We start from the raw sequence: 18,539 nt of genomic DNA on the forward strand, positions 1-18,539 counted from the left end.
TATCCTTTGGTCCGTTAAAAAAATGCCCGCTTCTTGCGGGCATTTTTTATGCGCCCGGGCCCTGGCACGCTCATTGCTCAATATTTTGTGTGAAGTGAAACTTCGAGTGCTCTCGTTTTTAATACTCAGCCGGAAAAATATGAAATTCGCACAATACAGAAAGCAAGTACAGCAGGGTTTTACCTTGATCGAACTGATGATCGTCGTGGCGATCATCGGTATTCTGGCGGCACTCGCCTTGCCCGCATATCAAGACTACGCCGTTCGTTCTCGGGTGACGGAAGCAATTGCTGCTGCTGACGCCGCTAAAATTGCCGTATCCGACAACGCTGCCAATGGCACTCCGTTTGCGACGCCTCTTAATGTAGGTCAAGCGACGCAGAACATTGTACTTGTACTTGCCGTCAACGCTGCCGGCGTGATTACTGTCAAGACGACCGCAAAAGCCGGTGATTTGACGATCACCTTGACTCCATTTGATGGCGCAGGCGCCAATGGTGCTGTTGGGACCCCGCTAACCCAAGGCACTATTCCAACCCACCAACTGACCTGGGCTTGTAGCGTGGATTCGGCAGATAAATTCAAATACGTACCGGCAAACTGCCGCCAAACTACTGCTGCCGCTCTTCTGTAATCTCAGAATAATTTCGATTCCAACCAAATGCCCGCTTTTGCGGGCATTTTTTTGTACGATCGCGACGCTAAAGCATAAGATGGATTTCGGCTTACACTCGATGGTCCGGCATGCATTCGTTCTGTCAGCTGATTCCGCTCGAACTGGGCGAGGGCTGCAAACATGGACGAAGCGTAAAGCGGATGGACGAAAAAAAAGCCGCTAAGGCGGCTATTTTTGTCACTCGCTGGAAGATTCCAACTTTGTGTTTTCAACCAAGTAAATTGGGGTGGCTGATGGGGCTCGAACCCACGACAACAGGAATCACAATCCTGGACTCTACCAACTGAGCTACAGCCACCACTGAAAACTTCTTTTCCATCGCACCATAGCGCGACAGAGCCGAGATTATATAGGGACTCCGATAATCTGGCAAATATATTTCAAACGATCACGGAATCGACCTGAGGGTGCAGTCCGAGCAGGCTGGCAAACTGCTGCTGCAGCGCCTCTGCGTTGCCGCTGGTGTAGCCATGCAGGTGGGCTGGCGTGCCGCCAGGGCGCAGCAGGCCTGCGCCTTCCAGCAGTCGTGCCAGTTGGCGGGCTACGGCGTCGCCGGTGTCGATCAGCGTGACCGTCGCGGCGTCGCCGCGTGCCGCAACAAGCTGCGCGATGGCGTCCCGCACGAACGGGTAGTGCGTGCAGCCGAGGACCAGCGTATCGGCGCCTTGCTCCAGCAGCGGGTCCACATAGCCCTTCAGCATGGCTGCTGTTTCGTCACCGGTCAAATCGCCCTGTTCGATGCGCTCTACCAGTCCGATGCAGGGCTGCAGCAGGAAGCGCGTACCGTTTGAGCTCGAGATCTGTTCGCGCAAGGCCAGGAACTTCTCGCCGCGCAGCGTGCTTGCCGTTGCCAGGACGGCGACCGTGCCATTGCGGGTGGCCGCGGCGCCGGGCTTGAGACCCGGTTCCACGCCAACCACAGGCAGCGAAGGATAGGCAGCGCGCACCGCCTTGATGGCAGCCACGGTGGCGGTATTGCAGGCCACCACCAGCGCCTTGGCGCCCTTATCGAGCAAGAAGGCGGTCACAGCAATGGCACGCTGCACCAGCCATTCGTTCGTCTTGGCGCCGTAGGGGGCAAAGGCGGAGTCGGCGAAGTACAGCACGTGCTCGTGCGGCAGCTGCGCGTGGATATGGCGCAGCACGGAGAGCCCTCCGACGCCGGAGTCAAAGACCCCGATCGGCGCGTCGGCGGAGGAGGGGATCGGATGAATCATTTATGCTGGCTGCGCCGCCTTCAGGGACTCGATCTTCACCTGCCACTCTTTCGGGCCGGTGTTGTGCACGGAAGTGCCCGTGGAGTCGACGGCCACGGTGACAGGCATGTCGACCACGTCGAATTCATAGATCGCTTCCATGCCCAGGTCTTCGAAGCCGACCACCTTGGCGCCCTTGATCGCCTTCGACACCAGGTAAGCAGCGCCGCCGACGGCCATCAGGTATGCCGACTTGTGCTTCTGGATCGATTCGATCGCGGTTGGGCCGCGTTCCGCCTTGCCGACCATGGAGATCAGGCCGGTTTTCTCCAGCATCATGTCGGTGAACTTGTCCATGCGGGTTGCGGTCGTCGGGCCGGCAGGGCCAACAACTTCTTCGCGCACTGGATCAACCGGGCCAACGTAGTAGATCACGCGGTTGGTGAAGTCCACCGGCAGTTGCTCGCCCTTGGCCAGCATGTCCTGGATGCGCTTGTGGGCGGCATCGCGGCCGGTCAGCATCTTGCCGTTCAGGAGCAGGGTCTGGCCCGGCTTCCAGGAGGCCACTTCTTCCTTGGTCAGGGTGTTCAGGTCGACGCGCTTGGATTTTTCGGTGTCGGCAGCCCAGGTGACATCAGGCCAGTCGGACAGCTTTGGCGGCTCGATGTAGGCCGGGCCGGAACCATCCAGCACGAAGTGCGCGTGGCGGGTAGCCGCGCAGTTCGGGATCATGGCGACCGGCTTGGATGCAGCGTGGGTCGGGTACATATTGATCTTCACGTCCAGCACGGTTGTCAGGCCGCCCAGGCCTTGTGCGCCGATGCCCAAGGCATTGATCTTGTCGCACAGTTCGATACGCAGTTCTTCCAGCTTGTTCTGCGGGCCGCGCTTTTTCAGCTCGAACATGTCGATGTCTTCCATCAGCGACTCTTTGGCCAGCAGCATGGCTTTTTCGGCGGAGCCGCCGATACCGATGCCCAGCATGCCTGGCGGGCACCAGCCGGCGCCCATCAGCGGCACGGTCTTCAGCACCCAGTCGACCAGCGAGTCGGAAGGGTTCAGCATGACGAACTTGGTCTTGTTCTCGGAGCCGCCGCCTTTGGCCGCAACGGCTACTTCCACGGTGTTGCCTTCCACCAGTTCCATATGGACCACGGCCGGGGTGTTGTCCTTGGTGTTCTTGCGCTCGAAGTGCGGGTCGGCCACGATGGACGCGCGCAGCTTGTTGTCGGAGAAGTTGTACGCGCGGCGCACGCCTTCGTTGACGGCGTCCGTCACGGTGCCCTTGAAGCCTTCAAAGCGCACGCCCATGCCGATCTTCAGGAAGACGTTCACCATGCCGGTATCCTGGCAGATCGGACGCTTGCCTTCCGCGCACATGCGGGAGTTGGTCAGGATCTGGGCGATCGCATCTTTCGCGGCCGGGCTTTGTTCGGCTTCGTACGCGCGCGCCAGGTGCTGGATGTAATCGGCAGGGTGGTAGTAGCTGATGTACTGCAGCGCGGCGGCAACAGATTCGATCAGGTCGTCTTGCTTGATGATGGTCATGATTGGCTCGTTGGCTAATTAGTGGTGCTTGGAATCGTTGTGCGTCAGGGTGGTGATGCGATCGGTGTACGCAATCGCCATTGCGGACAGCAGGAATGCGATATGGATCACGGTTTGCGCGATCAGGACCTTGGGCTCGTAGTCTTTCGCGTTGATGAAAGTCTTCAGCAGGTGGATCGAGGAGATGCCGATGATCGCCATCGCCAACTTGGTCTTCAGCACGGAGGCGTTCACGTGCGACAGCCATTCCGGCTGGTCCGGGTGGTCTTCCAGGTGCATGCGCGAGACGAAAGTTTCATAGCCGCCCACGATCACCATGATCAGCAGGTTGGAGATCATGACCACGTCGATCAGGCCCAGCACCACCAGCATGATCACGGTTTCGGTCAGCTTGGTGGGAGCGCCTTCAGCCCCGTGGAAGGTCACGGCGATAATGTGCTCCAGCGAATGGGCGTCGCCCAGCGCCGCGCCGATCAGGTCCTTCAGTTCGACCCAGAAATGGAACACATAGACGCACTGCGCCAGGATCAGGCCCAGGTACAGCGGCAGCTGCAACCAGCGGGACATGAAGATAAAGGCGGGGATAGGGCTAAGGCGTTTGCCGTTGGAGTTCTGAGGTTCGGTCATCTGGGGATATTGGTGGAGCGTTTGAAAAACAGCCGATATTCTACACTCGCAACGGTGGCGTGGTAGCGGGGCGGCTGTGCTACATTGCCGTTTTGTCTAATTTGCCTGAAGATTATGAAGCTCGATTGGGTGCAGGGCCTGCGCGGGTTCGCCGTGCTGCTGGTGGTCCTGACACATGGCCGCTTTTTCCTGGACGGTACGCCGAATGAAGGATTGGCCACCGCGCTGTTTTTGCCAGGGGCGATGGGCGTAGACCTGTTTTTCCTGCTTAGCGGCTTTATCATGGTCTACACCACCCAAGGCGCAGGCGGCCCGCGCGATGCGGCGCTGTTCGCGGCCAAGCGTTTTGCGCGCATCTGGCCGGCCTATGTGGTGGTGACGCTCGCCTGGATCTTCATCAAGCGCGATGGCCTGTGGTTCTTCCAGGATGCGGAACACCTGCAGGCACTGTTCCAATCATTGACCTTGCGCCCGGTGACGGCGCAGGATGCCCCGTTCTTTGGCCTGGTGTTCCCGCTGGCGTGGACGCTGGCGTTCGAGATGTACTTTTACCTGGTGTTTGGCGCCAGCTTGCTGGCAGGGCGCTTGCGCTGGCTAGCGCTGGCAAGCTGGATGGTGCTGACGCTGATCTTGCTGCCCTTGGCGGCAGGCGGGCCGACGCTGGACGTGCGCCAGTACCTGATGTTCGACACTCCTTACCTGCACCTGGTGACCAACCCGATCATCTGGGAATTCGTGGCCGGCATGGGGATCGGCTTGCTTTACCTGAACCCTGGCATCCGCTTCCCCAATGCGGCGCTGGCCTGGCAAGCCGTGGCTTGCAGCGCAGGCTTCGTGCTGTGGTGGGGCTGGTCCGGCGTGGGCGGATTTCACGGGCCGGCAGGGTGGGGTTGGCCGCTGGCACTGATGCTGCTGGTGCTGGCCATCGCCAGCAAAACGGTGACCTTGCGCACGCCGCGCTGGTTGCAGTGGGTCGGCAACGTCTCCTACTCGATGTACCTCACTCATTTTCTTGGCCAAGTGGTCTTGACCCGCTGGCTGGACCAGCACTACCTGCACACCCGAAGCTGGAATGAGGTCTATCTCGCGCTGTTGCTGGCGATTCCGCTTGCTTCGGCTTCGCACTGGTTGCTGGAGCGGCAGTTGGGCGGATGGGCGCGGCGCAAACTGGTATTGCTGGTCGACCGCGCGCTGCCAGCGCCGCCTGTACCAGAGGGGCAGGATGTGATTAAAATGGCAAAAGTAGCGCCTTGAAAAATGTAAGGGCGCAGTAAGCGACAAGCTCTATTGTTGCAAGCAAACCATCACTAACCGGAGACAAGCATGACCAACCAGGGCGCAGACCAACAGGGACCAATGGAATCGCGTATTTTCGCGCCGCCAGCGGCATTTGTCGAAAAGGCTGCCGTATCGGGCATGGACGCATACAAGGCGCTGTGCGACGAAGCGGAGCGCGACTACGAAGGCTTCTGGGCGCGACTGGCGCGCGAGCACGTGGAATGGCAAACGCCCTTCACCCGCACGCTGAACGAAGACAACGCCCCATTCTACAAATGGTTCGAAGACGGCAAGCTGAATGTCTCCTACAACTGCCTGGACCGCAATATCAAGAACGGCCTGGGCGACAAGACCGCGATCATCTTCGAAGCCGACGACGGCCAGGTGACCCGCGTCAGCTACCAGCAACTTCACGACAAGACCTGCAAGATCGCCAACGGCCTGAAAGCGCGCGGCATCAAGAAGGGCGATCGCGTCGTGATCTACATGTCGATGTCGGTCGAAGGCGTGGCTGCCATGCAGGCCTGCGCCCGTATCGGCGCTACGCACTCCGTGGTGTTCGGCGGCTTCTCCGCCAAGTCGCTGCAAGAGCGCATCATCGACGCTGGCGCCGTGGCCGTGCTGACCTGCGACGAGCAACTGCGCGGCGGCAAACAGCTGCCGTTGAAAGCCATCGTCGACGAGGCGCTGGCCATGGGCGGCTGCGACACCATCAGGAATGTGGTGGTGTACAAGCGCACCGGCGGCAATATCGCCTGGACCGAAGGCCGCGACATCTGGCTGCATGACCTGGTCGAGGGCGAGGCCGCAACCTGCGAACCTGAATGGGTGGAAGCGGAGCATCCACTGTTCATCCTGTACACATCCGGCTCCACCGGCACCCCGAAAGGCGTGCAGCACTCGACCGGCGGCTACCTGCTGTGGGCAGCGCTTACCATGAAGTGGTCCTTCGACATCAAGCCGGAAGACGTGTACTGGTGCACCGCCGATATCGGCTGGGTCACCGGCCACACCTATATCGCTTACGGCCCGACCGCCGTCGGCGCGACCCAGGTTGTATTCGAAGGCATCCCGACCTTCCCGCACGCCGGCCGCTTCTGGGAAACCATCGCCAAGCACAAGGTCAACATCTTCTATACCGCACCGACTGCGATCCGCTCGCTGATCAAGGCATCCGACGTGGACCCGAAAGTCCATCCAAAGAACTTCGACATCTCCTCGCTGCGCCTGCTGGGCACCGTGGGTGAGCCGATCAATCCGGAAGCCTGGATGTGGTACTACAAGAACGTCGGCGGCGAGAAGTGCCCGATCGTCGACACCTTCTGGCAGACCGAAACCGGCGGCCACATGATCACTCCGCTGCCAGGCGCCACCCCGATGGTTCCGGGTTCGTGCACCTTGCCTCTGCCAGGCATCATGGCCGCCATCGTGGATGAAGCAGGGCACGACGTACCGAACGGCAGCGGCGGCATCCTGGTCGTCAAGCGCCCATGGCCATCGATGATCCGCACCATCTGGGGCAACCCGGACCGCTTCAAGGCCGGCTACTTCCCGGAAGAACTGGGCGGCAAATACTACCTGGCAGGCGACGGCGCAATCCGCAACGCCGAAACCGGCTACTTCACCATCACCGGCCGTATCGACGACGTGCTGAACGTGTCGGGCCACCGCATGGGCACGATGGAGATCGAATCGGCGCTGGTCGCCAACCCGCTGGTGGCCGAAGCCGCCGTGGTCGGCAAGCCGGACGAAACCACCGGCGAATCGATCTGCGCCTTCGTGGTATTGAAACGCGCCCGCCCGACCGGCGACGAAGCGAAGCAGATCGCCACCGAGCTGCGTAACTGGGTAGGCAAGGAGATCGGCCCGATCGCCAAGCCAAAAGAGATTCGCTTCGGTGACAACTTGCCGAAGACCCGCTCCGGCAAGATCATGCGCCGCCTGCTGCGCGTCCTGGCCAAAGGCGAAACCATCACCCAGGACGTCAGCACCCTGGAAAACCCAGCCATCCTCGAGCAACTGAAAGAAACCTCCTAAGTCTGAACGGGCGGGTCTGACCCTATGGGTCAGACCCTGGTTTACCGGTTTTCAGGAGAAAACCTTTGCACTCTCCAGAAACGCTGCTATAATTCGGGCCTCTCGCGATCAGCGTGAGAATGCAGGAGAGATGGATGAGTGGTTTAAGTCGCACGCCTGGAAAGCGTGTATAGGTTCATAGCCTATCGGGGGTTCGAATCCCCCTCTCTCCGCCAAGAATGAATAAAAGCCGCCTTCGGGCGGCTTTTTGCGTTCTGGAGCAAGGCGGGCAAGCGGCAGGTTGCTGCTGCGGCATGGCTGGCTGGCTCGCTCGCGGAGGCCGAGCGCTCCATTCTACTCTTCAAGTCTTCTCAGGCTTCCTCAATCATCTGGAGTTTCAAGTGCTTGGGGAGGCAAAGATAGTGGCGTGCTAAGATTTCAATTGATATGAAACTGATCCAATCATTTCTTATGCCGCTGCTGGCATTACTGGGGGCTAGCTGCTTCGCGGTCCACGCAAAGGAAACCTCGCTACTTGACAGTCCTTTCTATAAAAAGGGCGCTGCACTTCGTGATGCAGGGGCCTATCAAAAGGCCTTTGATGCTTGGTACCCCTTTGCCGAATATCTTGATGAAGCACCCATTCAATTGGCCTTAGCTGATTTGCTGTTGAGGCCAAAGGCGAAACCGCTAAGATCGCCAGTGCGCAGAGATGTGCTGGCTACTAGGCTAATTTTGCGGGCTGCGCTCAAAGCAGACCCTTCTGCATTGCAGCTAGTCGCCGGCGCGAGTCGCGCAGGCACGCACGGTTTTTCTCCTGATGCTGCGTCATCTGACTGTTGGAAAGCCGTCGCCTCAGGTCTTCATGATCCATTCGAATGTCTTGCAGTGACATCCCTTCGGCGTGTTGAGGCAATGCCAACCTGCGCCAATATGGTCGCAATCAAGACGCGCAATTCCTTTGCCGTTGACGGCGACGCTGTCGCACAGATGTGCATACGGCACGGACGGTACGCTTTGATGATTCCTGGCCTGCTTCCTGAATATGTAATTCGAGCTAATGAGAGTACGTATGCAAAATACGGGATTGAACAAATCCTCACTGGAGACGCGCCTGCCCAGGGCGAGATTGAATTCCAGCAGAGTTTCAATGCAGCGATGGAGCAGACCCTCATTCAAATGCACGGAGGTGGCATAAGTAAACAGATCGACGATGAAATCCAACTCAAGCTGGATAGAAGAAAGTGATTGCGGCGGTTAACAAATATGCAGTGACATGCTTAGTGCTAAGCAAACCGCATTGCTGTCGCTGGTTCGCGACTGCACGTACGGACATGTTGATGAAAAAACTCCTTTTCGCAGTTCCAGTATTCGCATTGTGCTGCAGAACAGGTTGAACTGCGGTCGAATTGGCATGCATTCGCCATTGGATTCCCAGTAAATCTCTTATTGAAGGGCTTGTTCTACGTCACAAGCTTCCTTTGAGCTCAGTGCCGGCGCCAACAATCCCGGCCACAAGCGGTCCATCGACTCAACCGTCTTTGCAGCCACCGTGAAATCGTTTAAGAAATGAGATGCGAGGAAAGTCAGTGTCACTGAATTTGGTCGCTGATATACAAGCAAACAAAGATCGCTTCGTGCGGCGCGTTATCGAAACTGGTCAGGTTGGAGATTGCGCTCTGACGAGGCTGGTTGGGCGGATGAGGAGCGCCCTTTTGAACGGGTAGCGTGAGCTGAATGTTCGGCAAAACAAAGCATCCTCAGCACGATTCAAAGTCTCGCTCTCGGTATCCATTGCGCGAGCGTACATACTGAAACGCCGCCTCGAGGGGCGGCCTTTTCTTCTGTAACGACTCACACCAGGTTGATGGTCACATCGATATTCCCGCGCGACATTTTCGAGTACGGGCAAATCTGGTGCGCAGTCTCAACCAGCTCTTGCGCGACTTCGCGCGCCAGGCCAGGCAAGCTCACATTGAGGCGTGCCTGCAGCTGGAAGCCGCCCTCAATGGTACCCAGGTCGACGTCAGCGTCGACTGCCGTATCGGCTGGCAGCAGCAAGCGTTTGTCCTTGGCCGCGCGTCCCATGGCGCCGATGAAGCAGGCCGACCAGCCGGCCGCGAAGAGCTGTTCCGGATTGGTTCCCGGGCCGTTGGAGCCTGGAGGCGACAGTTTGATGTCGAGGCGGCCGTCTTCGCTGCGTGCGGCGCCATCGCGGCCACCGGTGGTGCGGGTCTTGCCGGTGTAGAGGACGTTCTCAATCTTGTTCATGGTGTGTATTCCTTTCGGTTGGTTGGGGAGGGAATCAGAAATGGTCGACTGCGATCACGGCATCGGCGAAGGCGCGCGGTGCTTCCTGCGGCAGGTTGTGGCCTACGCCGCCCGAGATCAGCTGGTGCTTGTATTTGCCGGTGAAGCGCTTCGCGTAGCTCGCCGGATCGGGGTGCGGTGCGCCGTTGGCGTCGCCTTCCATGGTGATGGTCGGCACGGTGATGGCGGGGAAGGTAGCCAGCCGCGCTTCCAGTGCTTCGTATTGCGCTTCGCCCTGTGCCAGGCCGAGGCGCCAGCGGTAGTTGTGGACCGTGATGGCGGCGTGGTCCGGATTTTCCAGAGCGGCGGCGCTGCGGTCGAACGTCTTGTCATCGAAGCGCCATTGCGGCGATGCGGTCTGCCAGATCAACTTGGCGAAGTCGCGATGGTTCTTTTCGTAGCCGATGCGGCCGCGCTCCGTGGCGAAATAGAACTGGTACCACCATTGCTGTTCTGCGCTCGGGGGCAGGGGATTCTTGCCGCCTTCCTGGCTGCCGATCAGGTAGCCGCTGACCGAAACCAGTCCTTTCACGCGCTGCGGCCACAATGCGGCGACGATGTCGGCGGTACGCGCGCCCCAGTCGTAGCCGGCCAGGATGGCTTTGTCGATCTTCAGTGCATCCATCAGTGCCACCGTATCGGCGGCCAGCGCGGCAGGTTCGCCATTGCGTACGGCATTCGGATCGCGGAAACGCGTCGTGCCGTAACCGCGCAGGTGCGGAACGATCACGCGGTAGCCTGCCTTGGTCAGCCTCGGGACCACTTCGGCATAGCTGTGGATGTCATAAGGCCAGCCGTGCAGGAGGATCACGACCGGGCCATTGGCCGGGCCTTCATCCACATAGCCAACATTCAGCGGGCCGGCGTCGATCTGCTTGATGGTCTGGAAGGCAGCGAGTTCCTTTTGGGCTGCTTGCGACTGGCCGGCAAAGGCGAACACGAAGGCTGCGGCGAGGATCAGTTGTTTCATTTGTTTCTCCGAATTAATTATCGTGATAATGATTTGTGAGATAACTATATCCCGGTCTGCGCAGTTTTTCAAGTACGATAATCATTATTTCGATAATTAATTTGAGCGGGGTGTCAAATGAGCAATAGGGCCAGGCTCGGCGACTTCATGTGCTTTGCCATTTATTCAACCAACCTGGCGTATTCGCGCGTGTACAAGCCCGTGCTGGAGGAGCTTGGGTTGACCTATCCGCAGTACGTGACCATCATCTGCCTGTGGGAAGAGGACAAGCAGACTGTCAAGGGCTTGAGCGAGAAGCTGTTCCTCGAGCCAAGCACGATGACGCCGATGCTGAAGCGGCTCGAGGCAATGGGCTACGTAACGCGGGAACGTGATAGTGAGGACGAACGCAGCGTGCGCGTATCGTTGACCGAGGCAGGGCGCCAGCTGCGGGAGAAAGCCTTCGACTATCGCGAGACGACGGCAAAGGCGGCCGGACTGTCGCCTGAGGAGTTTCGTGTGCTGCAAAAGGCGATCGTCAATTTGCGCACAAACCTCATGAACGCAGCCGGCCCTTAAGCCTGGATCGTTGCAGGGCCGGAGTGCTGGCGGGTTACCGCCAGGCGTTGGGGCTATCGGCTCAGGCCATCCAGAAGAAGACCGCCGTCAGGCGCTTGTCTGCGTGGTCGAAACCAAAGTATCCGGTGGCGGAGTGCACCAGGTTTGCCTTGTACAGCAGGATGCGATTGAAGCGATTCTCCACGCGCACGTCCTCCTGCCATGCTTCCGGAGGCAGGCCCTTTACCTTCAAGGCTTCGCGCAGGTTGGCATGCGGCGGCATGCACAGGTTGCCGCCCAGCGTGCCGTTAGGCTGGCGCTGGCGGTAGAACGAGGTGCCGCAATCGGGATCGGGGTCCGGCGTCAGGTAGATCACGCTGGCGTAGCGACAAAGCTTGGTCGAGTCGGTGTGCGGGCGGGCGCCGGAATCGGGCATGCCAACCAGTTGTGCATAGTTGTGGTTCAACGACGTGCCTTCGGGCGTCGCTTCCTGCCACAGGCGCTTGGCGCCGGTCATCTTCTTCACCCACGTTTCCACGTACTCCATCTCGGCTGGTGTAAGCGCGTTCGGCGTGCGCTTGCCGGGCCAGGGCTCGTTGGCGTAGGGCGCGCCCAGTTCCCAGTATTCCTGGGTGTAGCAGCGCTGTGCGATTTCTTCGGCGTTGGGCAGGAAGTCGTCCTGCACCCAGTAGTCACGGCCTAACTGGGGTTTGCGGTAGGGGAGGATTGGCAGCATGGCCAAGAGCGTAGCAAGAAAACAGCGTTTTAACGTCTTCTTAACGCGCGTACTGTGTTCGGATTGACACGCCGGCGCGCCGGGTTGCAAGATTTGCATGCAATATCGTCCATAACCAGGCCTCAAGAGGGCCTTTCCAAGGAGATGACGCACTATGATGAAGTGTTCATTTGCAGCGCTGGCCCTGCTGGCCGCCGCCCATGCCCAGGCAATCACCTACGGCCAGGCCGACGGCAGCAAGCACCCGCAGGTCGGGGCCCTGGTCGATTACGACAGCAAGGGTACGGCTTACGCGTTCTGTACCGGCACCATGATCAGCCCCACGGTGATGCTGACGGCCGCGCATTGCAATCCCGGCGTGGCAACGGTGAAGGTGACGTTCGACAGCAAGGTGCTGAATTCGGCGCTCATGTACATGGGGCAGTATCACGCTCATCCCGAATACCGCGCGCAGCAGAATGATCCGCACGATATTGCCGTCATCGTGTTCGACCGGCCGATTCCGGACGTGGCTCCTGCGCAGTTGCCCACCCTGGGCCTGTTCGATACCCTGAAAGCCAACGGCCTGCTGGCCAACACCAGCTATACGGCGGTCGGCTACGGTGGCCAGGAACGGACTTTCGACGGTAAGGGCGGCTGGACCATCGCCTACCAGGATACGCGTGAATGGTCGGTGTCGGGCTTCGGCACCTTAAACGATAGCTGGTTGCGGCTGTCGCAGAACAATGCGGTCGGCAATGGCGGCACCTGCTACGGCGATTCAGGCGGTCCGAACTTCTTTGGCAGCGGCACGGCCGAATTGAAGATGCTGGCTGGTACCACCATCACTGGCGATACGCCCTGCGTGCAAAGCAATGTGATTTATCGGCTCGACACCCCGTCGGCGCGTTCATTCCTGGGCAATTTTGTGGTGCTGCCATAAGCTAGGCGGCGAGGCGGTCAGGCCCGCGCCTTGCGTTGTCCTGCACCAGCACCTGTGCGCCGGTGCGGGCGGCTGCTTCACGCAGGGCGGGAGTGTCGTCCTTGACCAGCACTTGCACGTTCAGCGATGCGACCTGTGCGAGGACTTGCGTCAGTTCGGCGGCGCCCGCCCCGTGCAGGCTGGCGATGCGCACGGCGTCGACCCGTGCGGGGCCGAGGATGGCTGGCAACTGGGATGGGGTGGCGACTTTCACTGATATGCGGAAGCCGTTGCGGCGGTAATTGTCGGCGACGTAGTTCAGCATCCAGTTCTGCCGCGCATTCACTGCGGGCAGTTGCAGGACGATCTGGTCCAGCGGCAGGCCCAGGGAGTCGAGGATGCGGCGGAACGCCATGCCGTGGTTGCTGCTCACGGCGCTGAGAAGGCGGTCATGCACATTCAGGTGCAATGCCTGGCCGTCGACGGTTTCCTTGCTGAAGAAATTGATCGCGTGGAGCGTGCGGCACATGCGATCCAAGGCAACGGACTCGTCGTCGCTTGCTGCGCCATCGAGGTAGGTCCACAAAGGCAGCCCCTGGTCTTCGTCCGTGACGGCTCGTACGCGGCCGGCATAGCCGCTTACATTTCCGCTTCCGAGCTCGCGGATTGGGTGGAAGACGCTACCCAGCCAGCAGTTGAAGATATGTCCCTGTACTTCGTCGTCGCCGCTTAGGCGCAGGCTGCTGGATGGCGTCTCGCTGGTCGCAAGACGATCCAGATAGTCATTCAAGGCTGGGTAGCGCATTTGAGGCTCCTCGGAATAACGGGGGTGGAGCCCAGTCTACGCCGCAGCCATCCCCCAAGTGAACGAAGGTTTCGGCATATCCAACTGCACAATACTCAGAACAAGCCTGTGCTGGACCGTGCTTGTGGGAAAATACTGCCTGCAATGAAACAGAATCCCCTTACAGAACTCTACCGCGACCAATGGCTGCTGGCGGTGCACAAGCCGGCCGGCTTGCTGGTGCATCGCAGCCCGATCGATCCGCATGAAACCGAATTCGCCTTGCAGTACGCGCGCGAGATGAATGGCGGGGAGTACGTCTACGCCGTGCATCGCCTGGACCGGCCGACCTCCGGCTTGCTGGTCTTTGCGCGCGACCAGCAAACGGCCAGTGTGCTCGGCAAGGCTTTCATGGCGGGCGAAGTGCATAAGCGCTACCTCGCCATGGTGCGTGGCTGGGCGCCGGAAGAAGGCCTTATCGGCCACCCGCTGCGGGAAGAGCCGGAGGACCGCCGCTGCAAGGATGAGGAGGCGCCGATACGCGAGGCAGTGACTCGCTTCCGCCGATTGGCGACGACGGAAATCCCGGTCGCGATTGAAGGCTACAGCAGCAGCCGTTACAGCCTGGTCGAGCTGTTCCCGGAAACCGGCCGTCGCCACCAGTTGCGGCGCCATATGAAGCACATCAGCCATCCGATCATCGGCGACGCCAATCATGGACGGGGGCGCCATAACCGCTATTTCGTCGAGCGCTTCGGCTTTGGCCGCCTGATGCTGGCGGCAGTCGGCATGTCGTTCAGGCACCCGGCGACGGGCGAACTGCTGGAGCTCAGCGCCGCACCGGAAGCCAGCTTCCTGCAGGTGCTGTCAATTTTCCCCGGCGACAGCGGCATTCGCGATGCCGTAGGGGACGTGCCCGGTTGGGACGAACTCCCGCGCTGAATCGCAGTGCATGGTCTGGTCGTCGAAGAAGATATCGGCGCCGAAGGCCTTGAGGAACGCACCCTTGGGCATCCCGCCGAGGAACAGCGCTTCATCGATGCGGATGTCCCAGGCACGCAAGGTGCGGATCACGCGTTCGTGCGCCGGCGCCGAGCGGGCAGTGACCAGCGCAGTGCGGATTGGCGCATCGTCGGCGCCATGCGCCGCCTGGATCGCGTGCAGTGCCCCGAGGAAGTTCTTGAACGGGCCGCCCGGCATCGGGTTGTGCGCTGCTTCCCGTTCATTACGGGCAAAGGCGTCAAGGCCAAGCTGCTTGTAAATGCGCTCGGAGTCGTCGGAGAACAGCACTGCATCGCCATCGAAGGCAATGCGCAACTGGCCGGTGTCGTCTTCACGGTGCGAAGGCAGGATGGTTGCCGCGGCGTGGCCCTGGGCCAGCGATTCGCGCACGTCGTCCGGGTTGGTGGACAGGAATAGCTGCGCGCCGAAGGCTTCCACATAACGGTGCGTGCTGGCGCCGGAGCAGAAGGCGGCGCGCTTGATGTCGAGCTGGTAGTGCTCGATGGAGTTGAAAATGCGGATGCCGGTGTCGGCGCTGTTGCGCGACAGGAGCACCACCTCCACCAGCGGCGATGCCGGCGCGCCCTTGTTCAGGGCCAGCAGCTTGCGCACCAGGTTGAAGGCAGGGCCCGGCTCCAGCACCACATGTTCGTTTTCGCGCTGGTGGGCGCAATACGCCGCCACGCCCTGGGATTCGAAGATGGCATGGCTCTCGTCCAGCTGGAACAGGGCGCGCGATGAAATGGCAACGACTAGCTTCATGTTTTCCTCCTTGCGCCTATTTTCGCAGACGCTGCGACAGATTGTGTCGCAGCGTCTGCGACATGGGCTGTCGGAAGCGCGCCCGATACTGCGGCATCTTCATTGAATAGAGGGAGCGCAGTTTGGGAGACGGGAAATTCACGATGAACGAGATCGCAGGGGCCATCGATTTTGTGCGTGCGCTGGAGGCGGCGCGCGGCGGCTTGCTGGCCTGTCCGGTATCGCGCTTGCAAGTCCGGTTCCGGCTTGGCTACCGGCGCGCCTGCGCACTGGCCGGGCGGCTGGAGGAGCTGGATGTGTGGGAGATCGTCGTGACGCCAAGCGGCATGCGGGGCGCGCGGCTTAAATAATTGCTACAATGAAATTCTTGATAACTGAGCATTCATCGGATGGCTTCCAAGGACTCCATGTTCCGGCAATGGAATATGCTGCGGCTGGTGCCGCGCGCACCATTGAGCATTACGGCCGCAGAGATTACCGAACGCCTGGCGCAGGCGGAGTACCCGATCGACAAGCGCACGGTCGAACGTGACCTGAAGGCGCTGGAATCGGTGTTTCCGCTGATGGTCGATGAATCGGCCAAGCCATTCAAATGGAGCTGGCGGCGCGATGGCGCAATTTTCAGCCTGCCCGGAATGTCGGTGCCGGAAGCGCTGACGCTGACGATGGTGGAGCAGTACCTGCACCGGCAGCTTCCGCCTTCGACACTGGATGCGCTGCAGCCGCACTTTTCCGCAGCGGCCCAGACGCTGGCGGCAATTGATGAAAGCACGCAAACCAAGGCATGGCTTGGCAAGGTGCGCAGCATTCCGTCGGCGCAGCCTTTGCTGCCGGCGGAAGTGGACGAGCAATGCCAGCGCACGGTCTACGATGCGCTGATGAAGGATCGACAGCTCAAGCTGCATTACCAGAAGCGCGATGGCAGCGCGCCGACTGTCTACGAATCGGTGCATCCCCTGGCCATCGTGCAGAAGGCCGGCACGGTCTACCTGGTCTGCATGTTTTCCGATTATGAGGATGCGCGCACGATTGCGCTGCATCGCGTGAAGCAGGCGGAAATGCTGTTCCTGCCGGCGCGCCGCAAAGCCGGCTTCGATATCGATGCATTCATTGCCGAAGGACAGTTCGGCATTGCGAACGGCGGCGAGATCCGCCTGCAAGCGGTGTTCGCTCGCGCGGCCGGCGAACACCTGGCTGAAACACCCTTGAGCAAGGACCAGGTGCTGTACAGCGAATCGGCAGACCATTTGCGCCTGATCGCCACAGTGCCGCGAACCCGTGCACTGACCTGGTGGCTGCTGGGTTTTGGGGATGGGGTGGTGGTGTACGAACCGGCCGACCTGCGGGAAGAAATCAAGCAGACTGCCGAGCGCATGGCCGCCGCATATCAGGACCGGCGCTGAGCTGACTTGCCCCGCAGCCGCCGCCACAGGCCGATCAGCCACTCGATGAGGGCTGCCATCGGCTTGCGCAGGAAGGGAATGTCGTAGGACAGCAGCAGCAAGCCGATTGGCACATCTTCCACACCCACAATCGGCATATACGGCGCCACTATCCCAACCGTGATCAACGCCAGGGCGAGGGGAATCCGCACCCAGCGCGCACGGTCCGAGCGCGCCCATTCGATGAAGCGCTTCGCCTTGCTCGGAACCTCATGTTCAAGATCGTCGACCGCATGGTCGAGCTGCTGTTTGCCGTCCTTAGCCATTCCAGAATGCTACCCCTCCTGGACTTTTCAGCGCGCCCGGCTATAAGTACTGAAATGAGCTATATGCTTTTGATCTAGAAACTTCGAAAGAATATATAGGTTTCATATTTCTAATTGCATAGAATGATTTCGGCTTATTTAACGATTGCAACTCGACCATGAAATCATTCGCGAGGAAATGGAAGGCAATAGCTGCGGCGATGCTGGCCGCGCTGTGCATTCCGGCCGCGCAAGCAATCGACATCAAGCAATCCACCATTGGTCCCGGATGGGCCAATAATTCGGTCAACGTGACCGTATTCCGCAAGAATTCCCTCGTTACGCATGATGGCATGCAGTACGCCGCCTATTACGACGCCGAGCGCTACGTGGTGCTGGCCAGGCGGCGTGTGGACAGCAGCGACTGGACGGTCCAGCGCAGCCCATTCCGGGGCAAGGCCGAGGACGCGCACAACGGCATCAGCATCATGGTTGACGGGGCGGGCTACCTGCACGTGGCCTGGGACCACCACGACAATCCCTTGCGCTATGCCCGCAGCAAGGCGCCGGGTGGACTGGAACTGGGCGACCCGTTGGCAATGGTGGGGCGCGACGAACAGGCCGTGAGCTATCCAGAGTTCTATCGCCTGCCCGATGGCGACCTGCTGTTCCTGTACCGCGATGGCGCGTCGGGACGCGGCAACCTGGTGATGAACCGCTATCGCCACGCCAGCTCGAAGTGGGAACGCCTGCAGGACAAGCTGATCGACGGCGAGGGCCGGCGCAACGCGTACTGGCAGGCGCACGCCGACGGCCGCGGCGTGCTGCACCTGTCCTGGGTGTGGCGCGAGTCGCCGGACGTGGCGAGCAACCATGACCTGGCCTATGCCCGCTCGCGCGACGGCGGCAAGAGCTGGGAACATTCGGACGGGACGCCATACAGGCTTCCCATTACTGCGGCCAGCGCGGAATATGCCTTGCGCATCCCGCAGGGCAGTGAGCTGATCAACCAGACTTCGATGGCCGCCGATGCGGAAGGCCGTCCTTATATCGCGACATATTGGCGGGATGCCGGCAGCGCGATTCCCCAGTACCGCGTGGTATTCAATACGGGGCAGCGCTGGGAAGCGCGCACCCTACCGCTGCACAAGACGGCTTTCAGCCTGTCAGGCGGCGGCACCAAACGTATTCCGATGGCACGGCCGCAGTTGCTGCTGGCCGATAAAGGCGGCCTGGTGGTATTTCGCGACGAAGAGCGCGGCAGCAAGGTGTCGGTCGCAGTCATCGAGGATTTCCAGTCTTTCCAGTGGTCTGTGCACGACTTGTCCGAAACTTCGGTCGGCGAATGGGAGCCGACGTTCGACAGCGAGTTGTGGAAATCGCGCGGCATCCTGAGCCTGTTCGTTCAGAAGGTGTCGCAAGTGGACGGGGAGGGCGTTGCGCAGCGGCCGGCAGAACCGGTGCGTGTGCTGGACTGGGAGGTGTCAAAGCAGGTTCGTTAAAAAAGAA

The 18,539-nt window shown here is 60.3% G+C and carries 19 protein-coding genes and 2 tRNA genes; 11 read left to right on the forward strand and 10 right to left on the reverse strand.

Going from position 1 to position 18,539, the window contains the following annotated elements:
- The first annotated feature begins 139 nt into the window (after nt 1–139).
- Nucleotides 140–634, forward strand: coding sequence for a pilin (locus ACN9MW_RS08865; protein ID WP_426169938.1), 495 nt, complete (start codon nt 140–142; stop codon nt 632–634).
- Between the two features lie 264 nt (nt 635–898).
- Here ACN9MW_RS08865 and ACN9MW_RS08870 read toward each other — a convergent pair.
- The 4 genes from ACN9MW_RS08870 to ACN9MW_RS08885 all read right to left on the reverse strand — a co-directional run bounded on the left by ACN9MW_RS08870 (nt 899) and on the right by ACN9MW_RS08885 (nt 4,047).
- Nucleotides 899–974, reverse strand: a tRNA-His gene (locus tag ACN9MW_RS08870).
- Between the two features lie 82 nt (nt 975–1,056).
- A complete protein-coding gene (murI, locus tag ACN9MW_RS08875) occupies nt 1,057–1,893 on the reverse strand; it encodes a glutamate racemase (RefSeq protein WP_426169941.1) in 837 nt (278 codons plus the stop codon).
- Complete coding sequence (locus ACN9MW_RS08880; RefSeq protein WP_426169944.1) at nt 1,894–3,420, reverse strand: fumarate hydratase; 1,527 nt, start codon at nt 3,418–3,420, stop codon at nt 1,894–1,896.
- Nucleotides 3,421–3,438: 18 nt separating this feature from the next.
- On the reverse strand, nt 3,439–4,047 hold the full coding sequence (locus ACN9MW_RS08885; protein WP_426169946.1) for a TIGR00645 family protein: 609 nt from the start codon (nt 4,045–4,047) through the stop codon (nt 3,439–3,441).
- Between the two features lie 114 nt (nt 4,048–4,161).
- Between ACN9MW_RS08885 and ACN9MW_RS08890 the strand changes: the two genes are divergently transcribed.
- From ACN9MW_RS08890 to ACN9MW_RS08905, 4 genes are all read left to right on the forward strand, one after another.
- Nucleotides 4,162–5,301, forward strand: a complete 1,140-nt coding sequence (locus ACN9MW_RS08890; RefSeq protein ID WP_426169949.1) for an acyltransferase family protein — start codon at nt 4,162–4,164, stop codon at nt 5,299–5,301.
- 102 nt (nt 5,302–5,403) lie between these two features.
- Nucleotides 5,404–7,362: an acetate--CoA ligase gene (gene acs, locus ACN9MW_RS08895; protein WP_426169951.1), complete on the forward strand. Its 1,959-nt coding sequence runs from the start codon at nt 5,404–5,406 to the stop codon at nt 7,360–7,362.
- A 124-nt stretch (nt 7,363–7,486) separates the two neighbouring features.
- Nucleotides 7,487–7,577, forward strand: a tRNA-Ser gene (locus ACN9MW_RS08900).
- Between the two features lie 211 nt (nt 7,578–7,788).
- Nucleotides 7,789–8,589, forward strand: a complete 801-nt coding sequence (locus tag ACN9MW_RS08905) for a hypothetical protein (RefSeq protein ID WP_426169953.1) — start codon at nt 7,789–7,791, stop codon at nt 8,587–8,589.
- 606 nt (nt 8,590–9,195) lie between these two features.
- On the opposite strand, the gene ACN9MW_RS08910 is transcribed toward ACN9MW_RS08905, so the two are convergent.
- On the reverse strand, nt 9,196–9,612 hold the full coding sequence (locus tag ACN9MW_RS08910; protein WP_426169956.1) for an organic hydroperoxide resistance protein: 417 nt from the start codon (nt 9,610–9,612) through the stop codon (nt 9,196–9,198).
- Between the two features lie 34 nt (nt 9,613–9,646).
- The gene (locus ACN9MW_RS08915) at nt 9,647–10,621 is read right to left on the reverse strand and encodes an alpha/beta fold hydrolase (RefSeq protein ID WP_426169959.1); all 975 of its coding nucleotides are present in this window, start codon (nt 10,619–10,621) and stop codon (nt 9,647–9,649) included.
- Nucleotides 10,622–10,738: 117 nt separating this feature from the next.
- Here ACN9MW_RS08915 and ACN9MW_RS08920 point away from each other — a divergent pair, with 117 nt between their 5' ends.
- The gene (locus tag ACN9MW_RS08920) at nt 10,739–11,179 is read left to right on the forward strand and encodes a MarR family winged helix-turn-helix transcriptional regulator (RefSeq protein ID WP_426169962.1); all 441 of its coding nucleotides are present in this window, start codon (nt 10,739–10,741) and stop codon (nt 11,177–11,179) included.
- Between the two features lie 61 nt (nt 11,180–11,240).
- On the opposite strand, the gene ACN9MW_RS08925 is transcribed toward ACN9MW_RS08920, so the two are convergent.
- The gene (locus ACN9MW_RS08925) at nt 11,241–11,894 is read right to left on the reverse strand and encodes a DUF6445 family protein (RefSeq protein ID WP_426169964.1); all 654 of its coding nucleotides are present in this window, start codon (nt 11,892–11,894) and stop codon (nt 11,241–11,243) included.
- A 154-nt stretch (nt 11,895–12,048) separates the two neighbouring features.
- Between ACN9MW_RS08925 and ACN9MW_RS08930 the strand changes: the two genes are divergently transcribed.
- Nucleotides 12,049–12,816 carry a S1 family peptidase gene (locus ACN9MW_RS08930; RefSeq protein WP_426169967.1) on the forward strand — a complete coding sequence of 256 codons (768 nt, stop codon included), beginning with the start codon at nt 12,049–12,051 and terminating at the stop codon, nt 12,814–12,816.
- A 1-nt stretch (nt 12,817) separates the two neighbouring features.
- Here the strand turns inward: ACN9MW_RS08930 and ACN9MW_RS08935 are convergent, their stop codons facing one another.
- Complete coding sequence (locus ACN9MW_RS08935; protein ID WP_426169969.1) at nt 12,818–13,600, reverse strand: EAL domain-containing protein; 783 nt, start codon at nt 13,598–13,600, stop codon at nt 12,818–12,820.
- 144 nt (nt 13,601–13,744) lie between these two features.
- On the opposite strand from ACN9MW_RS08935, the gene ACN9MW_RS08940 reads away from it, so the two are divergent.
- A complete protein-coding gene (locus tag ACN9MW_RS08940) occupies nt 13,745–14,521 on the forward strand; it encodes a pseudouridine synthase (RefSeq protein WP_426169971.1) in 777 nt (258 codons plus the stop codon).
- Here ACN9MW_RS08940 and ACN9MW_RS08945 read toward each other — a convergent pair.
- Nucleotides 14,447–15,343 carry a 5'-nucleotidase gene (locus ACN9MW_RS08945; protein ID WP_426169974.1) on the reverse strand — a complete coding sequence of 299 codons (897 nt, stop codon included), beginning with the start codon at nt 15,341–15,343 and terminating at the stop codon, nt 14,447–14,449. The genes ACN9MW_RS08940 and ACN9MW_RS08945 overlap by 75 nt on opposite strands.
- Nucleotides 15,344–15,486: 143 nt before the next feature.
- Between ACN9MW_RS08945 and ACN9MW_RS08950 the strand changes: the two genes are divergently transcribed.
- Nucleotides 15,487–15,693 carry a hypothetical protein gene (locus ACN9MW_RS08950; protein ID WP_426169977.1) on the forward strand — a complete coding sequence of 69 codons (207 nt, stop codon included), beginning with the start codon at nt 15,487–15,489 and terminating at the stop codon, nt 15,691–15,693.
- Between the two features lie 39 nt (nt 15,694–15,732).
- Nucleotides 15,733–16,746 carry a helix-turn-helix transcriptional regulator gene (locus tag ACN9MW_RS08955; RefSeq protein ID WP_426169980.1) on the forward strand — a complete coding sequence of 338 codons (1,014 nt, stop codon included), beginning with the start codon at nt 15,733–15,735 and terminating at the stop codon, nt 16,744–16,746.
- On the opposite strand, the gene ACN9MW_RS08960 is transcribed toward ACN9MW_RS08955, so the two are convergent.
- On the reverse strand, nt 16,731–17,051 hold the full coding sequence (locus ACN9MW_RS08960) for a hypothetical protein (protein WP_426169982.1): 321 nt from the start codon (nt 17,049–17,051) through the stop codon (nt 16,731–16,733). The two genes, ACN9MW_RS08955 and ACN9MW_RS08960, sit on opposite strands and share 16 nt — an antisense overlap.
- A 158-nt stretch (nt 17,052–17,209) precedes the next feature.
- On the opposite strand from ACN9MW_RS08960, the gene ACN9MW_RS08965 reads away from it, so the two are divergent.
- Entirely contained in the window at nt 17,210–18,532 is a 1,323-nt protein-coding gene (locus tag ACN9MW_RS08965; protein WP_426169985.1) for a BNR repeat-containing protein, read from the forward strand.
- Nucleotides 18,533–18,539 lie beyond the last annotated feature (7 nt).

This window comes from Pseudoduganella sp. R-34 (assembly GCF_049904655.1).
GTDB lineage: Bacteria > Pseudomonadota > Gammaproteobacteria > Burkholderiales > Burkholderiaceae_D > Rugamonas.

Bases quoted from the DNA above. Each gene is read 5' to 3' on its own strand.
- ACN9MW_RS08940 (WP_426169971.1), top strand. From the start codon at position 13,745: ATGAAACAGAATCCCCTTACAGAACTCTACCGCGACCAATGGCTGCTG.
- ACN9MW_RS08885 (WP_426169946.1), bottom strand. From the start codon at position 4,047: ATGACCGAACCTCAGAACTCCAACGGCAAACGCCTTAGCCCTATCCCC.
- ACN9MW_RS08905 (WP_426169953.1), top strand. From the start codon at position 7,789: ATGAAACTGATCCAATCATTTCTTATGCCGCTGCTGGCATTACTGGGG.
- murI (WP_426169941.1), bottom strand. From the start codon at position 1,893: ATGATTCATCCGATCCCCTCCTCCGCCGACGCGCCGATCGGGGTCTTT.
- ACN9MW_RS08865 (WP_426169938.1), top strand. From the start codon at position 140: ATGAAATTCGCACAATACAGAAAGCAAGTACAGCAGGGTTTTACCTTG.
- ACN9MW_RS08960 (WP_426169982.1), bottom strand. From the start codon at position 17,051: ATGGCTAAGGACGGCAAACAGCAGCTCGACCATGCGGTCGACGATCTT.
- ACN9MW_RS08925 (WP_426169964.1), bottom strand. From the start codon at position 11,894: ATGCTGCCAATCCTCCCCTACCGCAAACCCCAGTTAGGCCGTGACTAC.
- ACN9MW_RS08955 (WP_426169980.1), top strand. From the start codon at position 15,733: ATGGCTTCCAAGGACTCCATGTTCCGGCAATGGAATATGCTGCGGCTG.
- ACN9MW_RS08910 (WP_426169956.1), bottom strand. From the start codon at position 9,612: ATGAACAAGATTGAGAACGTCCTCTACACCGGCAAGACCCGCACCACC.
- ACN9MW_RS08950 (WP_426169977.1), top strand. From the start codon at position 15,487: ATGAACGAGATCGCAGGGGCCATCGATTTTGTGCGTGCGCTGGAGGCG.
- ACN9MW_RS08945 (WP_426169974.1), bottom strand. From the start codon at position 15,343: ATGAAGCTAGTCGTTGCCATTTCATCGCGCGCCCTGTTCCAGCTGGAC.
- ACN9MW_RS08935 (WP_426169969.1), bottom strand. From the start codon at position 13,600: ATGCGCTACCCAGCCTTGAATGACTATCTGGATCGTCTTGCGACCAGC.
- ACN9MW_RS08920 (WP_426169962.1), top strand. From the start codon at position 10,739: ATGAGCAATAGGGCCAGGCTCGGCGACTTCATGTGCTTTGCCATTTAT.
- ACN9MW_RS08915 (WP_426169959.1), bottom strand. From the start codon at position 10,621: ATGAAACAACTGATCCTCGCCGCAGCCTTCGTGTTCGCCTTTGCCGGC.
- ACN9MW_RS08930 (WP_426169967.1), top strand. From the start codon at position 12,049: ATGATGAAGTGTTCATTTGCAGCGCTGGCCCTGCTGGCCGCCGCCCAT.
- ACN9MW_RS08880 (WP_426169944.1), bottom strand. From the start codon at position 3,420: ATGACCATCATCAAGCAAGACGACCTGATCGAATCTGTTGCCGCCGCG.
- acs (WP_426169951.1), top strand. From the start codon at position 5,404: ATGGAATCGCGTATTTTCGCGCCGCCAGCGGCATTTGTCGAAAAGGCT.
- ACN9MW_RS08965 (WP_426169985.1), top strand. From the start codon at position 17,210: ATGAAATCATTCGCGAGGAAATGGAAGGCAATAGCTGCGGCGATGCTG.
- ACN9MW_RS08890 (WP_426169949.1), top strand. From the start codon at position 4,162: ATGAAGCTCGATTGGGTGCAGGGCCTGCGCGGGTTCGCCGTGCTGCTG.